The 25,849-nt window shown below is 67.5% G+C and carries 25 protein-coding genes and 3 pseudogenes; 17 read left to right on the forward strand and 11 right to left on the reverse strand.

Annotation, left to right across the window (positions count from 1 at the left end; all coding sequences use genetic code 11):
- Window positions 1-50: 50 nt before the first annotated feature.
- The 3 genes from ACODTB_RS19445 (at window position 51) to ACODTB_RS19455 (ending at window position 1,289) form a co-directional block, all read left to right on the forward strand.
- Entirely contained in the window at window positions 51-317 is a 267-nt protein-coding gene (locus ACODTB_RS19445; protein WP_291118702.1) for a hypothetical protein, read from the forward strand.
- A gap of 163 nt (window positions 318-480) precedes the next feature.
- Window positions 481-828, forward strand: a complete 348-nt coding sequence (locus tag ACODTB_RS19450; protein ID WP_291118705.1) for a hypothetical protein — start codon at window positions 481-483, stop codon at window positions 826-828.
- The gene (locus ACODTB_RS19455) at window positions 825-1,289 is read left to right on the forward strand and encodes a hypothetical protein (protein WP_291118707.1); all 465 of its coding nucleotides are present in this window, start codon (window positions 825-827) and stop codon (window positions 1,287-1,289) included. Before ACODTB_RS19450 ends, ACODTB_RS19455 begins: the two co-directional genes overlap by 4 nt.
- Before the next feature lie 67 nt (window positions 1,290-1,356).
- On the opposite strand, the pseudogene ACODTB_RS19460 reads toward ACODTB_RS19455, so the two are convergent.
- Window positions 1,357-1,455, reverse strand: a pseudogene (locus tag ACODTB_RS19460) (IS481 family transposase); the annotation flags it as partial.
- 42 nt (window positions 1,456-1,497) lie between these two features.
- Window positions 1,498-1,554: pseudogene (locus tag ACODTB_RS19465) on the reverse strand (leucine zipper domain-containing protein); the annotation flags it as partial.
- Between ACODTB_RS19465 and alkB the strand changes: the two are divergent.
- The 3 genes from alkB to ACODTB_RS19480 all read left to right on the forward strand — a co-directional run bounded on the left by alkB (window position 1,543) and on the right by ACODTB_RS19480 (window position 3,296).
- Window positions 1,543-2,202 (forward strand): DNA oxidative demethylase AlkB, encoded by a 660-nt coding sequence (alkB, locus tag ACODTB_RS19470; protein WP_291118709.1) that lies wholly within the window; start codon window positions 1,543-1,545, stop codon window positions 2,200-2,202. The pseudogene ACODTB_RS19465 and the gene alkB overlap by 12 nt on opposite strands.
- A gap of 218 nt (window positions 2,203-2,420) precedes the next feature.
- Complete coding sequence (locus ACODTB_RS19475; RefSeq protein ID WP_291118712.1) at window positions 2,421-2,858, forward strand: Hsp20/alpha crystallin family protein; 438 nt, start codon at window positions 2,421-2,423, stop codon at window positions 2,856-2,858.
- A 30-nt stretch (window positions 2,859-2,888) separates the two neighbouring features.
- Window positions 2,889-3,296: an Hsp20/alpha crystallin family protein gene (locus ACODTB_RS19480; protein WP_291118715.1), complete on the forward strand. Its 408-nt coding sequence runs from the start codon at window positions 2,889-2,891 to the stop codon at window positions 3,294-3,296.
- A 94-nt stretch (window positions 3,297-3,390) separates the two neighbouring features.
- Here the strand turns inward: ACODTB_RS19480 and ACODTB_RS19485 are convergent, their stop codons facing one another.
- From ACODTB_RS19485 to ACODTB_RS19500, 4 genes and pseudogenes are all read right to left on the reverse strand, one after another.
- The gene (locus ACODTB_RS19485; RefSeq protein ID WP_366833656.1) at window positions 3,391-3,744 is read right to left on the reverse strand and encodes a universal stress protein; all 354 of its coding nucleotides are present in this window, start codon (window positions 3,742-3,744) and stop codon (window positions 3,391-3,393) included.
- Window positions 3,644-4,945, reverse strand: coding sequence for an MBL fold metallo-hydrolase RNA specificity domain-containing protein (locus ACODTB_RS19490; RefSeq protein WP_488929676.1), 1,302 nt, complete (start codon window positions 4,943-4,945; stop codon window positions 3,644-3,646). Before ACODTB_RS19490 ends, ACODTB_RS19485 begins: the two co-directional genes overlap by 101 nt.
- A gap of 160 nt (window positions 4,946-5,105) precedes the next feature.
- Window positions 5,106-5,363: pseudogene (locus ACODTB_RS19495) on the reverse strand (IS21 family transposase); the annotation flags it as partial.
- A 91-nt stretch (window positions 5,364-5,454) separates the two neighbouring features.
- Window positions 5,455-5,838: a hypothetical protein gene (locus ACODTB_RS19500; RefSeq protein ID WP_488929644.1), complete on the reverse strand. Its 384-nt coding sequence runs from the start codon at window positions 5,836-5,838 to the stop codon at window positions 5,455-5,457.
- Between the two features lie 551 nt (window positions 5,839-6,389).
- Here ACODTB_RS19500 and ACODTB_RS19505 point away from each other — a divergent pair.
- From ACODTB_RS19505 to ACODTB_RS19555, 11 genes are all read left to right on the forward strand, one after another.
- Window positions 6,390-9,089: a winged helix-turn-helix domain-containing protein gene (locus ACODTB_RS19505; RefSeq protein ID WP_488929645.1), complete on the forward strand. Its 2,700-nt coding sequence runs from the start codon at window positions 6,390-6,392 to the stop codon at window positions 9,087-9,089.
- A 147-nt stretch (window positions 9,090-9,236) separates the two neighbouring features.
- Window positions 9,237-10,196, forward strand: a complete 960-nt coding sequence (locus tag ACODTB_RS19510) for a Bug family tripartite tricarboxylate transporter substrate binding protein (protein WP_488929646.1) — start codon at window positions 9,237-9,239, stop codon at window positions 10,194-10,196.
- Window positions 10,197-10,258: 62 nt separating this feature from the next.
- Window positions 10,259-11,701: a 3-oxoacyl-[acyl-carrier-protein] synthase III C-terminal domain-containing protein gene (locus ACODTB_RS19515; protein WP_488929647.1), complete on the forward strand. Its 1,443-nt coding sequence runs from the start codon at window positions 10,259-10,261 to the stop codon at window positions 11,699-11,701.
- Between the two features lie 14 nt (window positions 11,702-11,715).
- On the forward strand, window positions 11,716-12,915 hold the full coding sequence (locus tag ACODTB_RS19520; RefSeq protein ID WP_291112828.1) for an acetyl-CoA acetyltransferase: 1,200 nt from the start codon (window positions 11,716-11,718) through the stop codon (window positions 12,913-12,915).
- Between the two features lie 31 nt (window positions 12,916-12,946).
- Window positions 12,947-13,864 carry an SDR family NAD(P)-dependent oxidoreductase gene (locus ACODTB_RS19525; RefSeq protein WP_488929677.1) on the forward strand — a complete coding sequence of 306 codons (918 nt, stop codon included), beginning with the start codon at window positions 12,947-12,949 and terminating at the stop codon, window positions 13,862-13,864.
- A gap of 12 nt (window positions 13,865-13,876) precedes the next feature.
- Complete coding sequence (locus ACODTB_RS19530; protein WP_488929648.1) at window positions 13,877-14,734, forward strand: MaoC family dehydratase; 858 nt, start codon at window positions 13,877-13,879, stop codon at window positions 14,732-14,734.
- Entirely contained in the window at window positions 14,731-15,903 is a 1,173-nt protein-coding gene (locus tag ACODTB_RS19535; protein ID WP_488929649.1) for an acyl-CoA dehydrogenase family protein, read from the forward strand. Before ACODTB_RS19530 ends, ACODTB_RS19535 begins: the two co-directional genes overlap by 4 nt.
- Window positions 15,904-15,908: 5 nt before the next feature.
- Window positions 15,909-17,045: an acyl-CoA dehydrogenase family protein gene (locus ACODTB_RS19540; RefSeq protein ID WP_488929650.1), complete on the forward strand. Its 1,137-nt coding sequence runs from the start codon at window positions 15,909-15,911 to the stop codon at window positions 17,043-17,045.
- 27 nt (window positions 17,046-17,072) lie between these two features.
- Window positions 17,073-18,623, forward strand: coding sequence for an acyl-CoA synthetase (locus ACODTB_RS19545; protein WP_291112832.1), 1,551 nt, complete (start codon window positions 17,073-17,075; stop codon window positions 18,621-18,623).
- Window positions 18,620-19,708, forward strand: coding sequence for an MBL fold metallo-hydrolase (locus tag ACODTB_RS19550; RefSeq protein ID WP_488929651.1), 1,089 nt, complete (start codon window positions 18,620-18,622; stop codon window positions 19,706-19,708). Before ACODTB_RS19545 ends, ACODTB_RS19550 begins: the two co-directional genes overlap by 4 nt.
- A gap of 3 nt (window positions 19,709-19,711) precedes the next feature.
- Complete coding sequence (locus ACODTB_RS19555) at window positions 19,712-20,542, forward strand: enoyl-CoA hydratase/isomerase family protein (protein ID WP_488929652.1); 831 nt, start codon at window positions 19,712-19,714, stop codon at window positions 20,540-20,542.
- A 4-nt stretch (window positions 20,543-20,546) separates the two neighbouring features.
- On the opposite strand, the gene ACODTB_RS19560 is transcribed toward ACODTB_RS19555, so the two are convergent.
- Genes ACODTB_RS19560 through ACODTB_RS19580 form a run of 5 tightly spaced genes read right to left on the reverse strand, consistent with a single transcriptional unit; the run spans window position 20,547 to window position 25,841 of the window.
- Window positions 20,547-21,284: an IclR family transcriptional regulator gene (locus ACODTB_RS19560; protein ID WP_291112835.1), complete on the reverse strand. Its 738-nt coding sequence runs from the start codon at window positions 21,282-21,284 to the stop codon at window positions 20,547-20,549.
- 52 nt (window positions 21,285-21,336) lie between these two features.
- Window positions 21,337-22,335: an HpcH/HpaI aldolase/citrate lyase family protein gene (locus ACODTB_RS19565; RefSeq protein WP_488929653.1), complete on the reverse strand. Its 999-nt coding sequence runs from the start codon at window positions 22,333-22,335 to the stop codon at window positions 21,337-21,339.
- Between the two features lie 10 nt (window positions 22,336-22,345).
- Window positions 22,346-23,437, reverse strand: a complete 1,092-nt coding sequence (locus ACODTB_RS19570) for a MaoC family dehydratase (protein ID WP_488929654.1) — start codon at window positions 23,435-23,437, stop codon at window positions 22,346-22,348.
- Window positions 23,434-24,600: an acyl-CoA dehydrogenase family protein gene (locus ACODTB_RS19575; RefSeq protein ID WP_488929655.1), complete on the reverse strand. Its 1,167-nt coding sequence runs from the start codon at window positions 24,598-24,600 to the stop codon at window positions 23,434-23,436. The genes ACODTB_RS19570 and ACODTB_RS19575 overlap by 4 nt, the downstream gene beginning before the upstream one ends.
- A 23-nt stretch (window positions 24,601-24,623) precedes the next feature.
- Window positions 24,624-25,841, reverse strand: coding sequence for a CaiB/BaiF CoA transferase family protein (locus ACODTB_RS19580; protein ID WP_488929656.1), 1,218 nt, complete (start codon window positions 25,839-25,841; stop codon window positions 24,624-24,626).
- Between the last annotated feature and the right edge of the window lie 8 nt (window positions 25,842-25,849).

Raw genomic sequence — 25,849 nt, forward strand, 5'->3', positions numbered from 1 at the left:
AAACGCAGCATCGACCGCAATCCAAGACCGCTGCGAACCTGGAGCTTCGAATGAAATTACGTACCGTCCTCATCACCGCTGCGATTGCCGCCATGGGGGCCAGCGCTTTTGCGCAAAGCACCATGGACAGTTCGCCCAAACCCGCGGCACCCGCCGCCATGCCAGGCCCGGCGGCCGCCCCCGCGACCACCGCGATGCCCAAGACCATGCCGGCCGACAAGCACAAGGCCGCCAAGGCCCCGCACAAGAAGCACGTGGCCAAGAAGGCGACACACAAGCAGAAGGCCATGCCGACCGAGCAGAAAGCCGCGGGCTGACGCACGCAACGGGGTGGGGCGCCGGCAGCGCCCCGCCGCGCCCCACCATGCCACGGCGCCGCAAATGACATTTGTCATCTGCGGCGTTGTCGTTTGCAACCTCCCGTTCCCACGCCCGCCGCAGAGTGAAACGCATTCCAACCACCGACCCGAAAGGCCGAACATGTCCAACAACCTCCCCGCGCTCCTGCTCGTTGATGCGATGGTCGGCGCCACGGCCTACACCCCCCCGCTGCACGAATCGGGTGCTGTGCCGCTGTCGATGCAAGCCATGGACCATGTCCGGCGGGCGCAGGTCGACGTCTATTGCAGCCACGACAGCCTGGCCATCTCGGCCATCCGGGAGGCCCGCCGCGCGCTGCATGCCACGTCCACCGTGGGTGTGGCCGATGCCCTGGTGGCGCTGGACGAAGCGTCCTGGTTCATCCGCCACCACGAGTTCCTGCGCGCGGAGGAGGCCCTTGAAACGGCGCTGGACCTCCTGCGAGCCCTGTCAGGCCGGGTCTCATGAACCCGACGACCGAGCCGTCTGCGGGCGGCGGCCATGCACGCCAGGCCCCGAATGGCATGGTGGCCATCCCCGAGCTGGTCGCCGAGGTGTACGAGGCCGCGCTGCCGGCCGACCGCGGCCACATGCTGGAACAGTTGCTGCGCCCTCTGGGTGTCCTGTCGCTGGTGGCGGTGGCCGACGGCATCTTCGCGAAAATCCGTTTTCGCGGTGGCTGGCAGGAGTTCCAAGTGCGGCTGGAGGACATCCCCAACGTGCAACCCGCCGACATCGTGGCGCTGGTCGATCACGCACAGCAGGTCAGCGTCGAAGCGGTCGATGGCCTGGCGCGGCTGGTGCTCATGTCGCCCGGCCTTTCGGGTTCGGCCGCGGCCATGTTGCTCGTGGGCCTGCTGCTGCAGCGCTCGCGCCAACGCCGCGCGGAAGGTGCCCGCGAACCAGCGGGGCCAGCACGAGACGCCTAGATGTTGAGTCTCAGGAGGTTGTTCATGGCCGGAATGCGGCTCATGGGCGGCTGAAGGTTGAGAGCGGATCCTGGCAGGCCGCCCCGAAGGTGTTCTTGTAGCCCGCGCCGTTGTCGGTCATGACGAGCTCGATGCGCACGCCCAGGTTGGCGCAGTGGTCCACGGCCTGGGCGGCCGCTGCCACGCACCAGCCTTCGTCCAATACCCAGCTGACCAGCAGGGCTCGACCCGCAGCCGTCAAGCGGGCATGCTTATGGATGTTCATCCATCGCTCGACCTTTTCGAAACCACGGCGCAAGACGAGCGCCAACGCCTGGGGCCTGGCGCGATGGTGTTGCGCGGCTTCGCCTTGCCGTGCGTGCGCGAGCTGCTGCCCGCCATCGACGCCATCGAAGCCCGCTCGCCGTTGCGGCACATGGTGACGCCCGGCGGCTTCACCATGTCGGTGGCGTTGACGAACTGCGGCGCGCTGGGATGGACCAGCGACCGGCGCGGCTACCGATACAGCGCCGTCGACCCGGACACCGGCGCTCCCTGGCCGGCCATGCCGGCGGTGTTGGCCCGGCTGGCCACCCAGGCGGCCGCGGCGGCGGGATTCGACGGCTTCGAGCCCGATGCCTGCCTGGTCAATCGCTACCGGCCCAGCAGCCGGCTTTCGCTGCACCAGGACAGGAACGAGCGTGACTTCACCGCGCCCATCGTCTCCGTGTCGCTGGGCATGTCGGCCACGGTCCTGTTCGGCGGCCAGGCGCGCACCGACCCCGTGCTCAAGGTGCCGCTGCACCATGGCGATGTGGTGGTGTGGGGCGGTGCCGATCGCCTGCGCTACCACGGCGTGATGCCGCTCAAGGAGGCGCCGCATGCGCTGCTGGGCGGCCAACGCCTCAATCTCACGTTCCGCAAAGCGGGCTGACACCCTCATCGACGTTTGGACTGGGCCGACATCGGCGCACAGCTCGATGCCGAAGGCTGTTGCCTGTTGCCAGGCTTGCTGGATCTGAGGGTCTGCGGACCTGTCGGTTGTCGCGGCGGACCCCTCTTGAAACTTTCGGGCGCCATCCCCAATTTCCAGGCCGGAAGCGCTGGAGACGCCTCCAGCGCTCTGTTCAACCCTTGAATGGAGGTTTCGCCATGTACCGATCCCTGTTCCCGCGCGACATGTTCGCCGAGATGGATCGCCTGCAACGCGAGATGCAGCAGGCCTTCGATCTGTCTCCCACCATCCGCGGTTTCGCCCGCAATGGCTTTCCTGCCCTGAATGTGGGCGGCACGCCCAAGGCCATCGAGATCTATGCCTTCGCCCCGGGCGTCGATCCGGCCACGCTCGAGGTCCAGCTGGAGCGTGGCCTTCTGAGTGTGGCGGGTGAGCGCAAGAGCTCGCTGCCCGCACCGGATGCCAAGACGGCCGTGCACATCAACGAGCGATTTGAAGGCCGCTTTCATCGGGTGATCACGCTGCCGGAGGACGCCGATCCCGAACACGTCGATGCGAAGCTGCGCGATGGCGTTCTGCGCATCACCGTGCAGCGCAGGGCGTCGGCTCAGCCTCGGCGCATCGCCATCCAGTGAAGCACCTCAGAGAACCAAAGGAGAATCGCCATGAACAACGAAGTCCAGACGACCCGCGCGGCGCTGCGCAACGATGCCGGCCAGAGCAGGCGCACGCGCTACAGTGACGCGGCGCTGACGCCCCCTGTGGACGTGATCGAGGATGTGAACGGCATCACGCTCTACGCCGACCTGCCTGGCGTGAGCCGGGAGAAGCTGAACCTGAACGTCGAATCTGACACCTTGACGATTGAGGCGGAAGCGGATCTTGCAGTGCCGGAGGACCTTGCCTCCCACCACACGGAGGTCGGCCTTGCCAGGTTCAAGCGCGTCTTCACGCTGAGCAAGGAACTCGATACCGAGAAGGTCACTGCCGAGCTGGCGCAGGGCGTGCTGAAGCTGCGCATTCCCAAGGCGGAGCATGCACAGGCGCGGCGCATTGAAGTGCAGGTGGCCTGAGGACGCCGGCTGACAGACAGCTCGATCAATCGGCGCCCGTTTGACAGCGCCGGTTGACGAGCATGACTTCACGGCTTGCCGGGGTTGGCCCGCGTCAGGTGCCCAGCAGATGGGCGTCGCTTTCGACGCCCGCCGACTTGGCAGCGCGGCCACCAGCGCCTTGTCTGCGGTTGAGCATGGCCCGTGGCCATTGAATACAGGGCGCGCAACTCGGCTTCGCGCTGCTGCCCATGACCAACCGATGAAACCCCTTTCGACCATGCGGACCGGGCACGACAAGATCTGCGTCCCAGCGCTTGGCGGCATTGGCGACGGCCTCGCTCAGCCAAACCAGAGCTTGGCTCGCCCTAGACGGCGTACGTCTCGAGGTAATCGGGGACGCAGACGCTCCACCCCAGTCCTCGCTCGATGCGCTGGCGCAATGCATCTGCCGCAGCGGGTTCGCCATGGGTGATGAACGTGGTGGCCGGGGCCGCTTTCATCCCGGCGAGCCAGGCTTCAACCTCTGCCGCATCGGCGTGCGCGGAGGTGCAGGCCAGCTGGGCGATCTGGCAGCGGATGGGCACATCCTCTCCGTGGATCCGCACGCTCTTTGCCCCTGCGGCCAGAGACGCACCGCGCGTACCTCCGGCCTGAAATCCCGTCAACAGGATGGTGTTGCGTTTGTCTGGTGCGAACGCCTTGATGTGATGCAGCACCCGTCCCCCCGTGGCCATGCCACTGCCTGCAATGATCACCATCGGCCCTCGCCGTGCATTGAGTTCCCTCGACTCATCCACCGACCGAACCTGGACCGCTCCAAGCGGCAATGCCCGGCATTCTTCGGTCGATATGCGAAGTTCCCCGCCGTGGCGCACGAACACCGCGGTGGCATCTTCAGCCATGGGGCTGTTCAGGAACACAGGCAGATGGTGAATCGCGCCGCGTTGCATCAGCACCCGGATCATGTGCAGCAAAGTTTGGGCACGCCCTACAGCGAACGCGGGCACGATGATGGCACCTCCTCGGGCGGCGGTGCGATGGATGACATCCGCCAACTGAGCCCAAGGGTCGATGACGGGATGCAGACGATCGCCATACGTGGACTCGACCACCACGCGGTCCGCCTGGACCACGGGATCGGGCGCCCGCATGAGAATGTCCGCAGGTCGACCCAGGTCGCCAGAGAAGAGCAGGGAAGACACGCCGTTGTCCAATCGCACCGAGGCAGCACCCAGAATGTGGCCCGCGCGATACAAGGCCGCTTTCACGCCGGGTATCGGTTCCCAATGCGATCCCCAGGGAACCGGCTGGATGCGTTCGAGACATCGGACGGCGTCCTTGCGCGTGTAAAGAGGCAGTGCCGGCGAATGCTTGCTCAGGCGATGGCGATTGAGGAACTCGGCTTCTTCTTCCTGAAGGCCGCCGCTGTCGGGCAGCATGATGCGGCAGAGGTCCCGCGTGGCGGCTGTGCAGTACACGATGCCGCGAAAACCTTGTTTGACCAGCAAGGGAAGGTATCCGCTGTGGTCGATATGCGCGTGGGTCAGAACGACCGCGTCGATCTGCGAGGGTCGAACGGGCAATGGGGCCCAGTTGCGCAGGCGCAGTTGCTTGTAGCCTTGAAACAGCCCGCAGTCGATCAGCAGACGGGCCTTGCCGTGTTGCACAAGGTACTTGGAGCCCGTCACAGTGCCAGTGGCGCCCAGGTGTTGAATTCCATTGATCTCTGACCCGAGATTTCCATCGAATACTGACCCACCCGCTTTGTGAGCAAAGCAGCTCACGGTGTGGATAAGTGCTTCGTTTTCTCCTTTTCAGACTTAGTGTGTGGAGCTGCAGCAAAGTGCGCCGCTGTTTGCGCGACTTTGTTGCCTCGATCGACAGCCACGTGGAGAGTTTTTCAGCGTAAGGGTCGAGCTTGCTGGAGCTCGCACGCTTGGCGTAGCGGGGCTCTTCATCGCCCGCCCGCAGGTACTTCTTAACGGTGTTGCGAGCCAGGCCTGTACGCCTGGAGATCTCGCGGATGGACATCTGCTCGCGCAGTGCCCAGCGTCTTATGACACTCAAAGTCGCCACGTCTATCACTCCTGAAATCTCCTGCTGCCAAAAGCAGCAGGATAGGGTTCTTACGTGGGTCAGCTTTCAATGGAAATTGCTGCTCTAACTGGGTCAGTTTTCAGTGGAAGACAACATCCCTGCGCTTGATGGTAATGCCTGCTGCTGAAAGGTGGGCCGTGGCAAAGGCATGAAGCAGGTTCACTGACCAGGTCAGCCGATCGAGGAGGCGGAAGAGGTCGATCATGAAGGCCTCGACGTTCATGTCCGCTGCGTGGGTTCTAAGCCATCGGCCGATGTACCGGATCGAGGCGCAGCGCAGCGTCTCAGGGCTTTTTGGGTCGAGCGCGTAGCAGACGTATCGTTCCAGTTCGAATAGGTGCGTATCAGACCCGCTGGGGAAAGGCATGGCCAGAAGCAGGGGGTGCCGAAGCTTGAAGGGAAGGTCGGTGAACAGGGCTGGTGCCCTGGCGGGAATGCGGGATTCCGGATGTGCTGTTTCCATGCTGCTCTCCACAAGAACGTTGCGGTTCAAGCTGCGCAGCAGCCTTCGGAGAGCAACCAATAGGGCGGGGGAATTAATGCGATTTCCGCCCGCTTGCGAGCAACTTTAGGCCAGTCAAAGGAGCGCCGCAAGACCTCACTTCTCAGCCTTTCGCCGTGCGCTGTGTGTATGAGATATCTCTATGCGAGCAAACGGGCCGACTTTCATAGACAACAACCCAGCGGCTGCCGTTTGTCGGCTAGCTCGGCGGAGTTGCTGTCGCGCTGTCGCACTCCGCTGACCGGACGCATTTGACGATCGAAGGAGGCCGGTTCATACGATCGTGAAAACCGATCTTCATCTACAGCCATGACCCAACCCGCCCTTAGGATCGAATTACCGGCGCCCGGCTCATCGTGACGATGAACCGTCCCCAGACATGCAATGCTTTTTCCGACCGAGCGCTGCAGCATGACGTCGACAATCGGCGCTGATGGTGTCCGTGGCTTGCTAACATGGCCCGATCTGGTGGCAGAACGCCGCCGGCAACCCCCTTGGAAACAGCAGCCGCCATGACCCGTCCCGCCCGGTCCGCCCGACCGCTCGGCTCCCACCACCTGATGAAGCGCGAGCCCCTGATGGCCCGCCTCATGGAGGCGCGGCGACAGCGCTGCATGGTGGTGATCGGTCAGGCGGGCAGCGGCAAGACCAGCACCTTGCTGGCCTGGCGCAGGGAGCTGGTGGCGCTGGATTTCGACGTGGCCTTCCTGGCGCTCGCGGCCGAGCACAACCAGCTCCAGCGCTTTCTGGGCGATTTGCTGGCGAGCATGGCCGGCTTAGACCCGGCGATCGTGGCCGAGGCCGGGCTGTTGACCGAGGGTGTGAGCACCGAGGCCGAGATCGAGCACTGGACCATCGCCCTGGTGCAGGGCATTGCGCTGCGACAGCGCGAGCTGGTGGTGATGCTCGACGACCTGCAGCACGTGCGCGACCCGCGCATCTTTCGTGCCATCCAGTGGCTGCTGGACTACGCACCGGCGCATTTCCATCTCGCCCTGAGTTCGCGCAGCGCGCTGCCGCTGTCCTTCGAGCGCATGCGCGCCAAGGCGCTGGTGACCGAGCTGGACATGCGCGACCTGCGTTTCAGCGCCGAAGAGTCCGAGCGCTACCTGCGCGAGCAGCTCGGCAGCATCGACCAGCACGACGCCCTCGCGCTGCACGAGCTCACCGATGGTTGGGTGGCTGGCCTGCAGTTGTTCGCGCTCGACCTGCGCACCCGGGAAGGTGGCAGCACCGCCGGTTACGCGCCGGTGCGCGTACGGGACGCGCAAGCCTTCGCCCGCTATTTCGAGCGCGAGGTGCTGGTGCGCCTGGCGCCGGAGGAGCTGGACATCTTGACCCGCGTGTCGGTCTGCAGCCGCTTCAGCGTGCCGCTGTGCGCCTCGCTCCTGAGCGACACCCAGCCCCTGCCGCGCGTGCGGGCCCGGCTCGCCCGGCTGGAGAAGGACAATTTCTTCATCACCCCGATCGCCAGCGGCGAGCGCGAGCCATGGTACCGCCTGCACCCCCTGCTGCGCGAGACCCTGCTCGCTCGCGTCGCGCAGTGGCCGGACGAGGATCGCCGGGCGCTGCACGTGGCCGCCTGCCGATGGTTCAACGCCCGGGGCGACGTGGAAGACGCGGTGTTCCACGCCGTGCAGGCCGGTGACATGGTGCAGGCGGTGGCCCTGGTGGAAGCCAGCGCGCACGACCTGCTCTCCAGCGGCGAGCTGTTGCAACTCGGGCAACTGCTGCACCACTTGCCGGCCGAGGCGATCGTTCGGCATTTCGACCTGCACCTGGCCCAGGCCTACCTGGCCATGTACGCCCGTGACTTCGACGCTTGCGAAGCCAGCCTGCGGCGCATGGAAGCACGCCGCGACACACTCGATACCCGCCAGCGCTACGACCTGTTGCTGCTGCGCTGCGGTCTGGCGGTGCAGCAGGACCGGCTCGACACGGTGCTCGAGCGCCGCGAAGCCTTGCAAGCGATCCCGCCCGATGCCGAGGACCTGGCCTGGACCAGCCGTGCCAACCTGCTGGCCTGGTCCTACATCCACCAGGGTGCGTACGAGCAGGCGAGGCGTGTTCTCGAAGAGGCGCAGGGCCGCAGCGGCGCCCAACTCAGCGCCATGCTGGGCCGTTGCATGGTTGCGGTGAGCCTGGGGCGCCAGGGCCGTTATAGCGAGGCCGAGCACCTCGCGCGCGAGGTGCTGCGCAGCGCCGAGCAGCGCGACACGGGGCATGGCGGTGTGGGCTGTATGGCCGCGGCCGTGCTGGCCGACGTACTGTACGAGACCGACGAGGTCGAGACAGCGCAAGCCTTGCTGGAGCCGCGCATTACCGCGATCGCGCGGCTAACATTGCCGGGCTTCGTGCTGCATGCGCTTTCCACGCTGGCCAGCGGCCACCGGTTGGCCGGCCGCACCGACCAGGCCTTGGCCAGCATCGAACGGCTGGAGGCGTACGCAGGGCGGTACCGTTTTGACCGCGTGCGGGCCCAGGCGCTGGGCCTGCGGTTGCGGCACCATCTCGCGCTGGGCGAGATGGACAACGCGCTGGGTGCCATGCAACGGCTGGAGCAGCTCGCGCAAGCGCATGCCGGCGACCGCTCGGTCACGGCGCGCATCGCCGACGGCCTTCAACGTGCCCAGATCGACGTGGCGCTCTACCAGCGGGATTTCGCCACGGCGGCGCGGCTTTTGAAAGCGCGTTTTTCCTCGAGCCGGCACGGGGGCGACAGGGCATCGGCCGCGCTGGAACTGCAGTGGGCGCTGGCGTGTTTCGGGTTGAACGAGCCCGGCGAAGCGCTCCAGCACCTGCTGTCTGGTTTGCGCACCGGCCACGCGTTCGGCCTGGTGCGCTCCATGCTCGACGTGTCTGCCGAGGTGCCGCGCATGCTGCGCGAGCGCCTTCCCCGGGAAAACCTGGAGCCAGTGCTGGCGTTCTATGTAGGGCGCCTGCTGGCAGCGGCCGAGCGGCCTCGCATGGCGCTGCCGAGCGGGGCAGGACAGCCGTCCGCCTCGCGCGCTGTGCTAGCCCTGCTGAGCGAGCGCGAGCACGAGGTATTGACGCTGGTGGCGCAGGCCATGCCCAACAAGAAGATAGCGCTCCTGCTCGGCGTGTCGCTCGACACCGTCAAGTTCCACCTCAAGAACATCTACGGCAAGCTGGGCGTGAGCGCCCGGGGCCAGGCCGTGGCGCGTCTGCGCGATCTCGACACCACGCGCTGATCCGCTGGCGCAACCCCGGGGCCTACCCCGCACACCTACACCAAAGGGGTAGTGTGTCGGGCTACCCAGGTGGCGATCATGCAGTCCTCGCATACGGACAGGACGGTCCTGCAGGCGAGAGTCCACAACACGGAATTGGAGACAACGATGAATCGCATTGCAAAAGCGGGCGTTGCCCTGCTGCTTAGCGTCGCGGCCAGCCTGGCTTTGGCCTTTCCAGACAGACCGGTGCGCATCGTGCTGCCCTACCCGGCGGGCGGCCCGACCGACGCCGTGGCGCGCAGCGTAGCCGAACGGCTCAGCGCGACCTGGGGGCAACCGGTCGTCGTGGAAAACCGCCCGGGCGCGAATGGCGCGATTGGCACGGAACTGGTGGCGAAAAGCCCGGCGGACGGCTACACCTTGCTGCTGCACTCGCCGGTCATGCTGTCCACCGAGATGACGCGGCCCACGGTGCGCTACCGCACGCTGAAGGATTTCAAGCCCGTTTCGCAGCTGTTCACGACGGCGGTGTTTTTGATGGCGAGCAATCTGAACACGCAGGGCGACCTGAAGGCGGTGGTGGCAACGCCGACGGCGCGCGCCGGTGAGCTGAACTACGGTACGCACGGCCCGGGCACCACCGGCCACTACATGGGCCGCCGCCTGGAGCGCACGGTGGGCGCGGAGATGACACATGTGCCCTTCACGGGCGACGCCACCATCCTCGCGGCCCTGCTGGGCGGGCACATCAAGCTGGGCATTCTGAGCGGTACCGGTGCGAAGAAGGCGCTGGAATCGGGCAAGGTGCGCGGCCTGGCGGTGGCCAGCGCCGAGCGCTCGCCCCTGATGCCGGAAATCCCCACGTTCCGGGAACAGGGCTTCCAGGGCTTCGACCGCGACAGCTGGGGCATGTTGCTCGCGCCCACCGGCACACCCGACGCGGTCGTGAACCAGATCGCCCGCGAGGTGGACCGTATCGTCAGGCAGCCCGAGGTGGCGCAGCAGTTCCTCGGCTTCGGCCTGAGCGCCAAGGGCGGCACGGCGGCCGATGCGCTGCACGTGGTCCAGGGCGACTTCGCCTACTGGAGCCGGCTGATCGAAGAGTTCGGCGTGCTCGCGCAGTGAGCTTTCGGCGCCACCCGCGGCATGGACCGCGCGGGGTGCCTCTTCCTCTGAAAGAAACCAAGATGTACGGAATCACCGGGCATGGCACCTACGTGCCCCGCCTTCGCATGCGCCGCGAAACCATCGCCGCCGCCCACCGCTGGATGGCGCCCGGCCTGGCGGCGGGCGCGAAAGGCCAGCGCGCCTTCTGCAGCTGGGACGAAGACAGCACCACCATGGCCGTGGAAGCCGCGCGCAAGGTGCTGGACGCGCAGGCGCGTTCCGCCGTGCGCTCGCTCACGGTCGCCACCACCCGCGCGGCCTTCGAAGACCTGCCGACCTCCAGCCTCGTGGCCAATGCCCTGGCACTGCCCGAGGCGCTCCGCGCGGCCGACCTGGGCCAGTCGCAGCGCGCTGGCGTGAGCGGCCTGCTGGCCCAGCTGCGTGCGGCCGATGGCCCAGCGCTCGTGATCGCCAGCGACCACCCCGGCGCCAAGGCAGCCAGCGCGCAGGAACTGAGCTACGGCGCGGGCGCGGCGGCCTTCTCGTTGGGCAGCGAGGGCGTGATCGCCCAGCTGATCGGCGCCCACAGCGTGTGGAACATGTTCGTCGACCACTTCCGCTCCAGCGAGTCGAAGCACGACTATTACTGGGAGGAGCGCTGGATCCGCGACGAGGGCTACGCCCGCATCGTGCCGGACGCCGTGGCCGCCGCGCTGAAGTCGGCCAACCTGGCACCCGCGCAGGTGAAACACTTCATCTTCGCCTCGCCGCTCAAGGGCAGCGGCGCGATGGTCGCCAAGCGCTGCGGCATCGCGGTGGACACGCTCGACAGCACGCTCGACGAGCAGTGCGGGTATGCCGGCGCCGCCCACCCGGCCCTGATGCTGGCTGACGCGCTCGAACGCTGCCAGCCCGGCGAGGTGCTGGTGCTGGTCGGCTTCGGCCAGGGATGCGACGTGCTGGTGCTGCGCGCCACCGACGCGATCCAGATCTACCAGACACGCGGCAGCGTGCGCGCCGCCCTGGCAGACGCCCAGGTGCACGGTGACTATCTGCGCATGCTTTCGTACGACAAGGGCATCGAACTGGAATGGGGCATGCGCGCGGAGAAGCCGATCAAGACGGCGCTGAGCGAGCAACATCGGTCGGCCGACCAGCTCGGCGCGATGGTGGCTTGCAAGTGCACGCGCTGCGGCACCGTGCAGTTTCCGCGCCTGGCGTACTGCGTGGGAGAAGGCTGCGGTGCACCGGCCGCCGAGAGCGCGCCTGTGCCCCTGAGCGACGTGCCGTCGAAGCTGCTGACCTGCACCGCCGACTGGCTGTCCTACCACCCCGCGCCCCCGCTGCACGTGGGTTTCGTGCAGTTCGACAACGGCGCACGGGTGCTGATGGAGATCGTCGATGTCGGCGCGGCCGGGCTCGACGTAGGCACGCCGCTGCGCATGACCTACCGCATCAAGGACGTGGACACCGCACGCGGCTACACACGCTATTTCTGGAAAGCCACGCCCCTGGCGGCGTGAGGAGCAGTACCACCATGGCAACAGGTATCAAGGACAAGGTCGCCATCATCGGCATGGGCTGCTCGCGCTTCGGCGAGCGTTACGACGCGGGCACGCACGACTTGATGGCGGAAGCCTTCAACGAGGCGCTGCAGGACGCCGGCATCGAGCGCAAACAGATCGACGCCGCGTGGTTCGGCTCCTGCCTCGACCAGATCAACATCGGCAACTCGGCCATTCCTGCGTCGCTGGCGCTGCGGCTCGACGGCATTCCCGTGAGCCGTATGGAGAATATGTGCGCCACCGGCACCGAGGCGCTGCGCGGCGCGGCCTACGCCGTTGCCTCCGGCGCGGTCGACATCGCCTTGGCCATCGGCGCGGAGAAGCTCAAGGACACCGGCTACGGCGGCCTGCCGCCGACCTACAAGGGCACGTTCAACGACCTGTGGATGCCGCTGGGCTCGGCGCCCGCCGGCTTTGCGCAGCTGGCCGATGGCTACCGCACGCGCTACGGGATTTCGAAGGAAGAACTCAAGCGCGCCATTGCCCGCGTGTCCTGGAAGAGCCACCAGAACGGCGTGCTCAGCCCCAAGGCGCACCTGCGCAAGGCCGTCACCATGGAGCAGATCCTGGGCGCGCCGATGATCGCTGACCCTCTCGGCCTGTTCGACTGCTGCGGCGTGAGCGACGGCGCGGCCTGCGCCATCGTGACCACGCCCGAGATCGCCCGCGCGCTCGGCCGCAAGGACATGGTGACCATAAAAGCGATTCAGTTGAGCGTGAGCTCGGGCATCGAGTCGACCACCCACACCTGGGACGGCAGCCACGTGCGCAACACCCGCAACGCCGCCAGCCGCGCCTACGCCGAAGCCGGCGTGACCGACCCGCGACAGCAGATCTCGCTGATGGAGGTGCACGACTGCTTCTCCATCACCGAGCTGGTCACCATGGAAGACCTGTTCATCTCCGAACCCGGCCGCGCCGTGCACGACGTGCTCGACGGTTTCTACGACCGCGAAGGCGGTGGTGTTCCCTGCCAGGTCGACGGCGGCCTCAAGTGCTTCGGCCACCCTATCGGCGCCTCGGGCCTGCGCATGGCCTACGAGGTCTACAACCAGCTGCAAGGCCGTGCGGGCGAACGCCAGTTGGCCAGCCCGAGCCTGGGCCTCACCCACAACCTGGGCGGTGTGCCGTACCAGGGCGTGGCCGCCGTGAGCCTGCTGGGCTTGCACTGAGTTTTCATATCTCTCGAACCGTTGAATGGACATGCACATGAAGTCGCTTGAAGGAAAAGTCATCATCGTGACCGGCGCGGGTGCCGGTGTGGGGCGCGGCATCGCGCGCGAGGCGGCACGCCAGGGCGCGAAGGTCGTGGTGAACGATCTGGGCGTGAAGATCGATGGCTCCGAGGCCAGTGCCGGCCCCGCGCAGGAAACCGTGGAGCTGATCCAAGCCGAAGGTGGTGTGGCTGTTGCCAACACCGACAGCGTGGCCGACTGGAGCGGCGCCCAGCGCATCGTGCAGCAGGCCATGGACCTCTACGGCCGCGTGGACGGCGTGGTGAACAACGCCGGCAACCTGCGCGACGCACTGTTCCACAAGATGACCGAGGACGAGTTCGACGCCGTGATCCGCGTGCACCTCAAGGGCAGCTGGAACGTGGCGCGCGCGGCCGCACCGCACTTCAAGGAACAGCAGAGCGGTGCCCTCGTGCACATGACCTCCACTTCGGGCCTGGTCGGCAATCTGGGCCAGGCCAACTACGCGGCGGCCAAGATGGGCATCGTCGGCCTGTCCAAATCCATCGCGGTGGACATGCAGAAGTTCGGCGTGCGCTCCAACTGCATCGCACCGTTCGCCTTCACCCGCATGGTCGGCAGCATCCCCACCGACACGCCCGAGAAGGCCGCGCGCATGAAGACGCTGATGAGCATGGAGTCCGACAAGATCGCGCCCTTCACGCTGGCGCTGCTGAGCGACGCGGCCAGAGATGTGACCGGGCAGATCTTCGGCGTGCGCAACAACGAGGTGTTCCTGTTCTCGCAACCGCGCCCGATCCGCACCATCCACGACGCGGCCGGCTGGACCGTGCAGGGCTGCATCGAGCGCGCCATTCCTTCGTTCAAGCCGTCGATGTCGCCGCTGGAACTTTCGCGCGACGTGTTCGCCTGGGACCCGATGTAAATCGAGCGCCGCATGATCGACCTCCACACCTTACTGCATCACCCCATTCCACAGGGGCGGCAAAAGCTCTCGCGCCACGCGGCCGCGCTGTACGCGCTGTCGGTCGGCCTGGGACAGGACCCGCTGGACACCCGGCAACTGGCCTACGTGGACCCGACCCGGGCCGATATGCCGATGCTGCCCTTCATGGCGGTCGTGCTCGCGCCTAATGGCCCGTGGATCGCGGACCCGGCGCTGGGCATCGACTACGGCAAAGTGGTGCACGGTGAACAGTCCATGCAGTTCGAGGCGCCGCTGCCCAGCGAGAGCGAGGTGGTCTCGACGCTGCGCGTGCTGAACGTGATCGACAAGGGCGAGAGCAAGGGCGCGCTCATGGTCACCGAAAAGGAACTGCGCGACGCGGTGTCGGGCCAGCGTTATGCGGTGCTGCGCAGCACGCTGTTCCTGCGCGGCAACGGCGGCTTCGGCGGACCCACGGGCCCGGTCCCACCGCTGGACGTGCCACCCGAGCGGGCACCCGACCACATTCTCGACATGCCGACGCGGCCCGAACAGGCGCTGTACTACCGCCTCAACGGCGACTTCAACCCGCTGCACGCCGACCCGGCGGTGGCGGCCAAGGCCGGCTACCCACGGCCCATTCTTCACGGCTTGTGCACCTTGGGCCTGTGCGGCCATGCGCTGCTGCGCACGCTGTGCGGGCACGACCCGGCGCGCCTGTTGTCGCTCGGCGCGCGTTTCAGCGCCCCGGTGCTGCCCGGCGACACCGTGCGCGTGGAGATGTGGGACGACGGCTCCTTCCGCGCGCGCGTGCTTGAACGCGACGCGCTCGTCATCAACAACGGCAAGGCCAGGATCCGCCCCGCATGAACCTCGACCTCGATCCCACCCAGGCGGCCTTCCGCGAGGAAGTGCGCACCTTCATCCGCGAGAACCTGCCCGACGAGGTGCGCCAGCGCCTGCGCCGGGGCCACGCGCCGCGCAAGCAGGACTCGGTGATGTGGCAGCGCCTGCTCAACACCCGCGGCTGGGCCGCGCCGCACTGGCCCAAGGAATACGGTGGCGCCGGCCTGGACGTGCCGCGCCGCCTGATCCTGATCGACGAGCTCTACCGCGCGCCCGCACCCCAGCCGATCGGCTTCAACATCAACATGCTGGGCACGGTGCTGCTGCGCTACGGCACCGAGGAACAGAAGCGCTTCTTCCTGCCCAAGCTGGCCAACCTGGACCTCCTGTTCTGCCAGGGCTTCTCGGAGCCGGGGTCGGGCTCGGACCTGGCCTCGCTGCGCACCCGCGCCGAACGCGACGGCGATCACTACCGCGTCAACGGCCAGAAAATCTGGACCACGAACGCGCACGTGGCCGACTGGATCTTCGCGCTCGTGCGCACCGAGCAGGCTGCGCGCAAGCAGGATGGCATTTCCTTCCTGCTGATCGACATGAAGAGCCCCGGCATCACGGTGCGCCCGATCGTGTCGATCGACGGCCAGCACCACCTCAACGAAGTCTTCTTCGACGACGTGCAAGTGCCCGTGGGCAACCTGGTCGGCGAAGAGGGCCGGGGCTGGGACTGCGCCAAGTTCCTGCTGGTCAACGAGCGCATCTCGGTCGCCAGCGTGGGCCAGTGCTGGGAGCGGCTGGACTATGCGCGCGAGCTGGCGAGCCAGCAAAAATCGAACGGCGAACGCCTGGTGGACGACCCCAAATTCGCCGCCGAACTGGCGGTGCTGGGCGCCGAGGTGCGCGCGCTGGAACTCACCGCCTGGCGCTGCCTGCTCGACCCGGACATCGACCGCACGCTGCCGGGTTTTGCCTCGGTGCTCAAGCTCAAGGGCTCGGAGCTGATCCAGGACATCACCATGCTGCTCGCCCGCGTCTCCGGCCTGAGCGGGCTGGAGCGCCGCAGCAACGACGGCGATGCCGCCCTGCACGGCGACGCGGCCACCGTGTCGCGCTACTTCTTCCACCGCGCCACCTCCATCTACGGTGGATCGAGCGAGGTCCAGAAGGACATCCTGGCCAAGACCATCCTGGGTTGAACCACATGAACTTTCACATCAGCGAAGAACACCAGCTCCTGTCGGAGAGCCTGTCGCGCCTGTTGGGCGACCAGGTCGGCTTCGAGCAGCGACGCGCCATTGCCGCGTCGGCCGAAGGTTGGAGTGCCGAGGTCTGGCGCCAGTTGGCCGATCTGGGCGTGCTCGCGCTCGGCATTCCCGAGGCCTACGGCGGCCTGAGCGAGGCCGCGGCCGACCGCCTGCCGGTGGCCCAGACTCTGGGCCGTGCGCTGTCGCTCGAACCCTACCTGGCCTCTGCGGTGCTGGGCAGCACCGCCGTGCTCCAGGCCGGCAGCGAGGCACAGAAAAACGCGCTGCTGCCCGCGCTGGCCAGCGGCGGTTTGCGCCTGGCCTGGGCGCACGACGAAAGCGGCGAGCGTCACAACCCGACGTGGGTGGACACCCGCGCCACGCACGAAGGCGCGAGCTGGCGGCTCGACGGCCACAAGGCGCTGGTGCTGCACGCGAACGCGGCCGGTCGTCTGGTGGTGAGCGCGCGCGTGGCAGGGCAGGGCGGTGCCACGCAAGGCATTGCGCTGTTCCTGGTCGACCCCGGCGCTGCCGGTGTGGCGTTGCGCCATTTCCGGCTCGTCGACGACACACCGGCGGCCGAGCTGACGCTGCAGGGCGCGGCCGCCGAGGCGCTCGGCGATCCCGCGGACGCAGCGCGCCAGGCCGCGGCCCTGCGGGCGGTGCTCGATGCCGGCACGGCGGCCGCCTGCGCTGGCATGGTCGGCGCCATGGAAGCCGCCTTCGAACTCACCACTGGCTACGTGAACACGCGCAAGCAGTTCGGCCGTCTTATCGGCGAATACCAGGCCCTGCGCCACCGGGTCGCTGAGATGCGGGTCGGCCTGGAGGTCTCGCGCACGATGGCTATGGCCGCCGCGCTGGCGGCCGACGGGGCCGGCTCGCCCGAGGCCACCACCGAACTGCTGCGCGCCAAGCTGGTCATTGGCCGGCAGGCCCGCATGGTGGGTCAAGCGGCCATACAGTCGCACGGGGGCATCGGCATGACCGAGGAATACGCGGTCGGCCATTGCCTGCGCCGCATCCACGTGCTCGACCAGCTCTTCGGCGATGCCGATGCGATGGCCGCGCGCCTGGCCCGCCTGGGCGCCTGACGACAACCACAGGAACCGAGTCTCACCATGTCTCTCACGCTCAGCCTTCAGCGCTCCATGCAGCTCACGCCGACGAAGACGGCGACCATCTTTGGCTCGCGCCGCCGCAGCTTCCAGGTCTACGGCGAACGGGTCGCCCGTCTGGCCGGTGCCCTGCGCGCGCTGGGCATGCAGCCGAACGAGCGCGTCGGCATCCTGGCGCTCAACTCTGATCGCTTCCTTGAATGCGTCATGGCCGTGTGGTGGGCTGGCGGTGTGCTGAACCCGGTGAACATCCGCTGGAGCGTGCCGGAGATCGTGTATTCGCTGGACGACTGCGACACGCGCATCCTGATCGTGGACGATGCCTTCGCGCCCCTGGCACCCCGGATCAGTGCCACCGCAAGGCACGCGCCGCTGTTCATCCATGCCGACGAAGACCAGACGCCCGTGGGCATGCACGCGTACGAAGCGCTGATCGACGCCCACGACGCCGTGGAAGACGCCGGACGCGGTGGTGACGACCTCGCCTGCATCATGTACACCGGTGGCACCACGGGCCACCCCAAGGGCGTGATGCAGTCGCACATGAACCTGTGGGCCGCGGCGGTGCAGCGCCTGGCGGAAACCCCCATCCTGCGCAACAGCACGGCGCTGCATGTCGTGCCGCTGTTCCACATTGCCGGGCTGGGCCGCATCGTCATGCAGTCCATTGCGGGCGAATGCCAGGCCGTGCTGCCGGGCTTCGACGCGCGCCAGGTGCTCGAGATCATCGAGCGCGACAAGGTCACCGACACCGTGATGGTGCCGACCATGATCCAGGCGGTGCTGAACCACCCCGATTTCCACAAGTTCGACCTCAGCAGCTTCAAGCGCCTAGGCTACGGCGCTTCGCCAAGCGCCAGCGTGATGGTCGAGCAGGCGGTTCGCCTGTTGCCCCATGTGGAGCTGTCCCATGCGTATGGGTTGACAGAGGCCTGCCCGGTGGTGTCCTCTAGCGGACCGGCGCACCACAGCGAAGCCGCGCGCAAGAGCGGCTTGTCACGCTCGGCCGGCCTGCCGGCCTTCGGGGTGCTGGTGCGCATCGTTGACGCCGATGGCAACGAGGTGCCGCGCGGCGTGGTGGGCGAGATCACGGCGCGTGGCCCGAACATCATGCTGGGATACTGGAACAAACCGGAAGAGACCGCGAGGGCCCTGCGCGACGGCTGGCTGTTCACCGGCGACGGCGGTTACATGGATGCCGAGGGCAACCTCTTCATCGTCGACCGCATCAAGGACATGATCGTCAGCGGTGGCGAGAACGTCTACTCGGCCGAGGTTGAAAACGCCATAGCCCAGCACCCGGCCGTGGCGATGTGCGCCGTGATCGGCATCCCACACGAGAAGTGGGGCGAGGCGGTGCACGCCGTGGTGGTGCGCAAGCCTGGCACCGAGCTGGACGAGGAGGCCGTGCGCGCGCACTGTCGCAAGCTGATCGCCAGCTACAAATGCCCCAAGACGGTGGTGTTCCGCGACGAGCTGCCGTTGTCGAGCGCCGGCAAGATCTTGAAGCGCGACCTGCGTGAACCGTACTGGCCTCGGAAGGCTGCGGTATGAGCGAGGTGTGTGTGTCGGATCGCGCGTCGCAACGCAAGGACCGCTTGCGTTACCCGTGCGGCGAGGCCCCGGCACCGGGCAGCGCGCTGGAGGTCGCACCCGGCGTTCTCTGGCAGCGCATACCGCTGTACAACGGCCAGACCATCAATGCCTGGGCGCTGCGCGACGGCGAAGGCTGGACGGTGGTCGACACCGGCATGTCGACCGAGGCCGGGCTGGCGGTGTGGCAGCAACTGCTCGCGCCGGAGGGGCCGCTGCAAGGCCGACCGGTCACCCGCGTGATCGCCACCCACCTGCACGCGGACCACGTCGGCATGGCGGGCTGGCTATGCAGCAAGTTCGACTGCGAGCTCTGGATGACGCAGGGCGAATACCAGCAGGCCAACCTGATGCATGCCCGCGCGGCGCAACCCATGCCGGTGCAGGATCTGGCCTTCTATGAGCGCGCAGGCTGGGACGCGCAGGCACTCGCCACCGTGGCACCGATGGGCCGCTACATGTCGCCGCTGCCGGCGTGCTACCGCCGCATCCGCGAAGGCGAGCGCATCCGCATTGGCGAGGACGACTGGCAGGTGCTGATCGGCAACGGGCATTCCAGCGAGCACGCCTGCCTGTACTGTGCGCCGCGAGGGCTGTTCATCTCGGGCGACCAGGTGCTGCCGCTGATCTCGTCCAACGTGTCGGTCTGGCCGCTGGAGCCGGCCGCCAACCCCATGCAGGACTGGCTCGCCTCGCTGGAGAAGGTCAGCCAGGCCATTCCCGATGACGTGCTGGTGCTGCCCGCGCACGACGATCCCTTCCACGGTTTGCACGCGCGCCTGGCGCAACTGGCGCGCAAACGCCACCGCGCGCTGGACCAGTTGCGCGAGGCTTTGCAGCGGCGCGAGCTGCGCGTGGTCGACACCTTTGACGCGGTGTTCGGGCGATCGAGCTTTGCCAACGCCTTCGTGCAACAGCTCGCCACCGGCGAGGCGGTGGCCTACCTCAACTACCTGATCGACCGGGGCGAGGCCTGTGCGCGCGAGGACGAGCGCGGCATCGCCTGGTATTGCGGTGCCGAGCCACATGTCTTGCAGAAGGCCTGACGCATGAACACCCCAAACACCATGGACCTGCGCGAAGCCACGCTGCGCATCGGCGAACACGGCGTGGCCGAGTTCACGCACCAGCGGCCGCAAGCGCGCAACGCGCTGAGCATGGCGATGCGGCAGGACTACCGGGACATGCTGGAGCGTGTCGAGAACGACCGCGCTATTCGCGCCCTGATCATCACCGGCTCGGGCGGCAGTTTCTGCGCCGGTGGCGACGTGAAGGGCATGGCCGCAATGCAGTCGGCCGAGGGCGCGGGGCCGAGCGGCGAGGCCCGCAGCCGCATCGGCGCCGACCACCATCGCTGGCTCGACCGTCTGCGCTCGCTGGACGTGCCGGTGATCGCGGCGGTGGACGGCCCGGCCTTCGGTGCCGGCGCGTCGCTCGCACTCATGGCCGACTTTGTGCTGGCCTCAAACCGCGCCACCTTCTGCATGGTGTTCGCCCGCATGGGCATGGTGCCGGACTTCGGCGCCTTCCACACCTTGCCCCGCCTGGTCGGGCTGGCCAGGGCCAAGGAACTCATGCTGACCGCGCGGCGCTTCGGCGCGGAAGAAGCGCGGGACATGGGCATCGTCTACGCGGTGCACGGGCCGGAGCAACTGCTGGACGAAGCGCGCCGGCTGGCCACGCGCTTGGCGAACGGCCCGCGCGATGCCATGGGCATGATCAAGAACACGCTCAACCGCAGCTTCGACAGCGACTACCGCACCCTGGCGGAGATCGAAGCGCACCAGCAGGCCGTGGCCATGTCACTGCCGTACCACGCGGACGCGGTGCAGCGCTTCGTGCGCAAGGAGCCGCCGGCGTACGACTGGGACCGGGCTTAGCGCATCACCCCGTCATCAGCGTCGCCGCCACCGCCTGCAAGGTTTTCAGGTAGTCGTCGCGGTTGCGCTGCATGCGCTCGTGCGGACCGGCCAGCGCCAGGCCCACCGGCAGCTCGTCGATCCAACCCGCCACCGCCAGGCCGTCCACGCCCTCGGTGCCTTCGCCCACGGACTCCGCCCAGCCTTGCTGGCGGCTCTTCGCCACGGCATTGCGGAAGCGCTTGGGGTCGGTGATGGAGCGCGGCGTGAACGCCTTCAGGCTCATCTTGTCGATGGTGGCCGCGAGGTCTTCGTCGGCCTGCAAGCCCAGCAAAGCCTTGCCCATGGCCGAGGCGCTGAGGCCGATCCGATCGCCCACCTCCACCACGTAGCGCAAGGACTGCCGGCTCGCCTGCGCGGCCACCACCTTGGCGGCGTTGTGGTCGAGCACGCCGAAGAACGCGCTCTCGCCCGTCTTCTCGGCCAGCTGCTCCACCGCTTCGCGGGCGACGGTGGTGAGGGGGTCGCTCTCGTTGATGCGCTGCGCGGTTTCCCACAGGCGCGCCGTGGGATAGTAGCGCAGCGTGCGGGGCGTGCGCATGAGATAGCCGACCGCGTGCAGCGTGTGCAGCAGGTCCAGGCTGCTGCTGTCGGGCACGGACAGCAGGCGCGCCACTTCCGAGTTGGACAAGGGGCGTTTCTCGCGCGAGAAGATTTCGAAGACGGTGAGCGTGCGCGTCGCGCCGGTGACCAGGGCAGGCATGGGTTCCTCCAAACGAAACGCGTAGTGTCCTCAATTTTGGCGGAGCCTCGGCTCAGGCGCGGTCGAAGAAGGCCTGCCGGGCGCGCTCGGGCACCGACATGCCGGTGGCGTTGGCCTTCTGCAGGACGCCCCAGAAGTAGCGGTAGGTGGCGCGGTCGTGCAGCTCGCCCTGGTACTGGATCGGGCCCCAGTCGGCCGCCTGGGCGGCGAGCAGGATCTCCGCGCCGTCGTGCACCTCCCGGAAATCGGGCTGCATAGCCTGCACGATCGGGGCGATCTGGGCCGGGTAGATGCTCCACATGCGCTGGAACCCGAACGCGTGGCGCGCGCGCGAGGCATCGCCGCTGATGACCTCGGCGTCCTTGAGGTTCAGGCACACGTTGTGCGCCGGCACGACACCGTTGGCCAGGGCGGCGGCCGACACCTCGGCCTTGGCGCGCGCCAGCAAAGGATGCTCGAACTGGCCCGGGCTGCGCATGGCCGATGCCGGGATCGCGCCGTGGTGGCCGCTCACGAAATCCATCAGGCCGAAGTCGAGCACCTCGAGGTGGGGCAGGGTGGCGATCGCGTGCACGTCGCGCAAGGCGCCATGGGTTTCGATCAACACGTGGATGGGCACAGGGGTGCCGCGACCGGATTGGCGGGCGGTGCTTTGCACGTATTCGATCACCTCGGCCACTTGTTGGGTCGCCGTGGCCTTGGGGATGGTGACGTAGGCCAGGCGTTGCGCGGCACCGCCGACGACGATCTCCACGTCCTGCCGCCAGGCCGGGTGCGATGGGTCGTGGATGCGCACACCGAGCTTGCCGTGGCGGTTCAGGGGTGACGCGATCACGCGCGCCACCATCTCGGCGTGGGCTCGCTCCTCACCGGCACGCGCGCCGTCTTCGCAGTCGCAGGTGATGTCGAACACGGGGCCCATTTCGTCCTGCAGCGTCAGGGCTTTGACGATCAGCTTTTCGCTGCCGGCGAAGTGCTCGCAGGCGGCGAGCGCGGGGAAGGTTTTTTCGCCGGAGAAGAGGGCGTCCTTGGGGTGCACGATGGTGGTCATGGTCTTGTGTTCAGAGGTTGGGGGTGGCTGCGCCGCGCTTGGGCAGGGCGATGGTGAAGTCCAGATCAAGCACGGTCTCGGGGGCGTGCTTCTGGCCGGCGGCGGGAAAAACGATCTGGCTGGCGCTCTCGAGGTTCTTCGCACCGACCATGCGCAACCGCACGCCGCCCACGGACGCGCCGCTCCCGGCATCGAAGGTGTCGAGCACGGTGGTGGCGCAGCAAATCGTGTCGCCCGCGAAGGTGGGCGACACATGGCTGCCGCCGTGGATGGCGAGGATGGCCAGCGCGTTCTCGGTGCCGTCGTAGGCCAGGGCCTTGCACACCGAGATGATGTGCCCGCCGTAGACCAGGCGCTGGCCCATGGGCGAGCGCGCCATGCCGTGCGCATCGAAGTGGGCCTTGGCGGTGTTCTGGTACAGGCGCGTGGCCAGGCTGTGGTCGCTGTGGTTGATGGCCATCGCGGCGGGGTGGTCGATGCGCTCGCCGACGGCGTAGTCCTCCCACAGATCGGTGACGCCGGTGGACTGCGTCACCAGGGCCGCGCGGTGGTCGAAGCGCTCGGCCGCGAGCGCGGCCAGGGCGGCGGTGTCCACTTGCGCTTGCAGCGTCGGAATCACCGTCTCGCCGCACGCGGCGGTGGCGTCGCGCTTGTGCACCATCACCCAGCGCACCCAGCTCAACACGGTCTGGCCGTGCTGGTTGCGCGCGGTCGAGCGCACGTAGACCACCCCGGACCGGCGGTTGGAGTTTTCCTTCAGGCCGATCACATCGCTCTGCACGCTGAGCGTGTCGCCGTTGAAGACCGGCTGGTTGAAGCGCATCTCCGCATAGCCGAGGTTGGCGACGGCGTTGAGCGAGAGGTCGGGCACGGTCTTGCCGAAGGCGGTGTTGAACACCAGCAGGTCGTCGAGCGGGCGTCCGCGCTGGCCGGCGGCGCGCGCCACGGGATCGGCGCTGTGCAGGCAGGCGCGGCTGCCGGTGAGCGCGATGTAGAGACTCTGGTCCGCGTCGGTCAGCGTGCGCGGCGTGGCGTGCACGAAGCGCTGGCCGAGGCGGAAGTCTTCGAAGTAGTTGCCGGTGCGCGTCTTGCCGCTGCTCATTGCGGCACCTTGCCGAGCAGGGCGTCGGAAATGATGCGCTGCTGGATCTCCGAGGTGCCCTCGAAGATCTTGGTGAGCCGCGCGTCGCGCCAGTGACGCTCCACCGCGAAGTGCGTGGTGTAGCCCGCGCCGCCGTGGATCTGGAGACCTTCGCTGGTCACCTGCTCGGCCATCTCGGTGGCGAAGAGCTTGACCATCGCGGCCTGCGTGTCGCAGCGCTGGCCCTGGTCGATCTGTTCGCACACCGAATACATCAGCGCGCGCGAGGCTTCGATCTGCGTCGCCATGGTCGCGAGCTTAAAGCGGATGGCCTGGAATTCGCCGATGGAGCGGCCGAACTGGTTGCGCTCTTTCGCGTAGACCAGCGAGTCTTCCAGCGCGCCCTGGGCCAGGCCGATGGCGCGCGCCGCCGTGTGGGCGCGCGCGGTTTCCAGGCCGGCGGTGGCGAGGTAGAAGCCGCGCCCTTCCTCGCCAATCATGTGCGTGGCCGGCACGCGGCATTTGTCGAACGCAAGTTCCCAGGTGGTCCAGCCGAAGTAGCCGATCTTGGGGATGGTGCTGCCCTTGCAGTTCTCGGGCAGCTGGCCGCGCGGCTTCTCGACCATGAAGGCCGACAGGCCCTTGTGGCGCGCCTTCGGATCCACCTTGGGGTCGGTGCGCGCGATCACCACGATGAAGTCGGCCTGGTCGGCGAAGGTGCACCAGTACTTGCTGCCGGTGATTTCCCAATGGTCGCCGTTGCGCACCGCGCGGCAGGTGATGTTGGCCACGTCGGAGCCCGCGTTGGCTTCGGACAGCGAGAACGCACCGAGGTATTCACCGCGCGCCATGCGCGGCAGGTATTCCTTCTTTTGCTCGTGCGTGAGGTGCTTGAGCGCGCCGATCAGCCCGTTGCCGCGCGCGATCAGGCTGGCCACGCTCATCCAGCCGCGCGAGAGTTCCTCGGCGACCATGCAGTATTCGGTGGCGCCCAGGCCCAGGCCGCCGTATTCCTCGGGAATCAGGATCGAGAAGTAGCCGAGCTCGGCCATCTCGTCGATCAACTCGCGCGGGATCATGCCCTTCTCGGGGTCCAGTTTGTTGGCGATCGGCAGCACGCGTTTCATGGTGAATTCGCGGGCCGATTCCTTGATGAGCTTGCGCTCCTCGGTGAGGATTTGCATAAGGGTTCTCCAGAAATTCGTGTTCAGGCGATGGCGCCTTCGCGGCGCAACCGGGCGATGTCGTCGTCTGCCAGGCCCAGGGCGTGCAGAACGCTGTCGGTATGTTCGCCCAGCAGGGGCGCGCGGCGTTGCACGCCACCGGGCGTTTCGCTGAGCTTGATGGGCACGCCGGCGATGCGCACGGGTGCGGGACATCCCGGGTGCTCCACCTCGACCAGCATCTCACGCCGCGCGAAGTGCGGGTCGTCGAAGATGTCGCGCGCGGTGTAGACGGGCCCGAAGGGCACGTGGCCACCCAGCGCTTCGGCCAACTCGGCCTTGGTGCGCGTGCGGGTGAAGGCCTCGACCGTTTCGATCACCTCATTCGCGTGCTCCACGCGCGACGGGTTGGTGGCGTAGCGCGGGTCGGAGGCCATCTCGGGGCGGCCGATGATGCGGGCGAGCTCGGCCCAGAGCTTCTCGTTCGCGCAGGCGATCGACACCCAGCCATCCCGTGCCGGGAACAGGCCGAAGGGGCAGAGCAGCGGATGCCGGTTGCCCTCGGGACCGGGTGTGCGGTCTTCGTAGGACTGCTGGTACACGATGCGCTCGCACAGCGCGAGCACGCCGTCGGCCATGGCCACGTCGACGAACTGGCCCTGGCCGGTGCGCTGTGCATGATGCACCGCCGAGAGAATGCCGATGCCCAGCATCAGGCCCGGTACGATGTCGCCCACGCCCGGGCCGATCTTGGTGGGCGCACCACCTTGCGGGCCGGTGATGCCCATGATGCCGCCCATGGCCTGCGCGACCACGTCGTAGGCCGGCCAGTCCGCGTACGGGCTTTCACCCGTGCGCGGATCGCCGAAGCCGCGGATGGTGGCGTAGACCAGTCGCGGGTTGAGCGCGCGCAGGCTTTCATAGCCCAGGCCCAGGCGCTCCATCACACCGGCACGGAAGTTCTCCACGATCACGTCGGCATCGCGCACCAGGCGCATCAGCAATGTGCGCGCTTCGGGGTGCTTGAGATCCAGCGCGATCGACGACTTGTTGCGGTTGACGCTCTGGAAGTAGCCGCCGAAGGCGCGCAGCGTGTCGTCGGGGTGGAAGGGGCCGGAGCTGCGGATGCCGTCGCCCGCGAGCGACTCGACCTTGATCACCTGCGCGCCCTGGTCCGCGAGCACCTGGGTGCAGATCGGGCCGGCGAGCATCTGCGAGAGGTCGATCACCCGCAGACCGGACAAAGCGCCTTGTGGCTGCATGGCTGCGT

The organism is Hydrogenophaga sp. FG152, from assembly GCF_057809615.1.

Bases quoted from the DNA above. Each gene is read 5' to 3' on its own strand.
- ACODTB_RS19445 (WP_291118702.1), top strand. From the start codon at position 51: ATGAAATTACGTACCGTCCTCATCACCGCTGCGATTGCCGCCATGGGG.
- ACODTB_RS19450 (WP_291118705.1), top strand. From the start codon at position 481: ATGTCCAACAACCTCCCCGCGCTCCTGCTCGTTGATGCGATGGTCGGC.
- ACODTB_RS19455 (WP_291118707.1), top strand. From the start codon at position 825: ATGAACCCGACGACCGAGCCGTCTGCGGGCGGCGGCCATGCACGCCAG.
- alkB (WP_291118709.1), top strand. From the start codon at position 1,543: ATGGATGTTCATCCATCGCTCGACCTTTTCGAAACCACGGCGCAAGAC.
- ACODTB_RS19475 (WP_291118712.1), top strand. From the start codon at position 2,421: ATGTACCGATCCCTGTTCCCGCGCGACATGTTCGCCGAGATGGATCGC.
- ACODTB_RS19480 (WP_291118715.1), top strand. From the start codon at position 2,889: ATGAACAACGAAGTCCAGACGACCCGCGCGGCGCTGCGCAACGATGCC.
- ACODTB_RS19485 (WP_366833656.1), bottom strand. From the start codon at position 3,744: ATGGCGAACCCGCTGCGGCAGATGCATTGCGCCAGCGCATCGAGCGAG.
- ACODTB_RS19500 (WP_488929644.1), bottom strand. From the start codon at position 5,838: ATGGAAACAGCACATCCGGAATCCCGCATTCCCGCCAGGGCACCAGCC.
- ACODTB_RS19505 (WP_488929645.1), top strand. From the start codon at position 6,390: ATGACCCGTCCCGCCCGGTCCGCCCGACCGCTCGGCTCCCACCACCTG.
- ACODTB_RS19510 (WP_488929646.1), top strand. From the start codon at position 9,237: ATGAATCGCATTGCAAAAGCGGGCGTTGCCCTGCTGCTTAGCGTCGCG.
- ACODTB_RS19515 (WP_488929647.1), top strand. From the start codon at position 10,259: ATGTACGGAATCACCGGGCATGGCACCTACGTGCCCCGCCTTCGCATG.
- ACODTB_RS19520 (WP_291112828.1), top strand. From the start codon at position 11,716: ATGGCAACAGGTATCAAGGACAAGGTCGCCATCATCGGCATGGGCTGC.
- ACODTB_RS19525 (WP_488929677.1), top strand. From the start codon at position 12,947: ATGCACATGAAGTCGCTTGAAGGAAAAGTCATCATCGTGACCGGCGCG.
- ACODTB_RS19530 (WP_488929648.1), top strand. From the start codon at position 13,877: ATGATCGACCTCCACACCTTACTGCATCACCCCATTCCACAGGGGCGG.
- ACODTB_RS19535 (WP_488929649.1), top strand. From the start codon at position 14,731: ATGAACCTCGACCTCGATCCCACCCAGGCGGCCTTCCGCGAGGAAGTG.
- ACODTB_RS19540 (WP_488929650.1), top strand. From the start codon at position 15,909: ATGAACTTTCACATCAGCGAAGAACACCAGCTCCTGTCGGAGAGCCTG.
- ACODTB_RS19545 (WP_291112832.1), top strand. From the start codon at position 17,073: ATGTCTCTCACGCTCAGCCTTCAGCGCTCCATGCAGCTCACGCCGACG.
- ACODTB_RS19550 (WP_488929651.1), top strand. From the start codon at position 18,620: ATGAGCGAGGTGTGTGTGTCGGATCGCGCGTCGCAACGCAAGGACCGC.
- ACODTB_RS19555 (WP_488929652.1), top strand. From the start codon at position 19,712: ATGAACACCCCAAACACCATGGACCTGCGCGAAGCCACGCTGCGCATC.
- ACODTB_RS19560 (WP_291112835.1), bottom strand. From the start codon at position 21,284: ATGCCTGCCCTGGTCACCGGCGCGACGCGCACGCTCACCGTCTTCGAA.
- ACODTB_RS19565 (WP_488929653.1), bottom strand. From the start codon at position 22,335: ATGACCACCATCGTGCACCCCAAGGACGCCCTCTTCTCCGGCGAAAAA.
- ACODTB_RS19570 (WP_488929654.1), bottom strand. From the start codon at position 23,437: ATGAGCAGCGGCAAGACGCGCACCGGCAACTACTTCGAAGACTTCCGC.
- ACODTB_RS19575 (WP_488929655.1), bottom strand. From the start codon at position 24,600: ATGCAAATCCTCACCGAGGAGCGCAAGCTCATCAAGGAATCGGCCCGC.
- ACODTB_RS19580 (WP_488929656.1), bottom strand. From the start codon at position 25,841: ATGCAGCCACAAGGCGCTTTGTCCGGTCTGCGGGTGATCGACCTCTCG.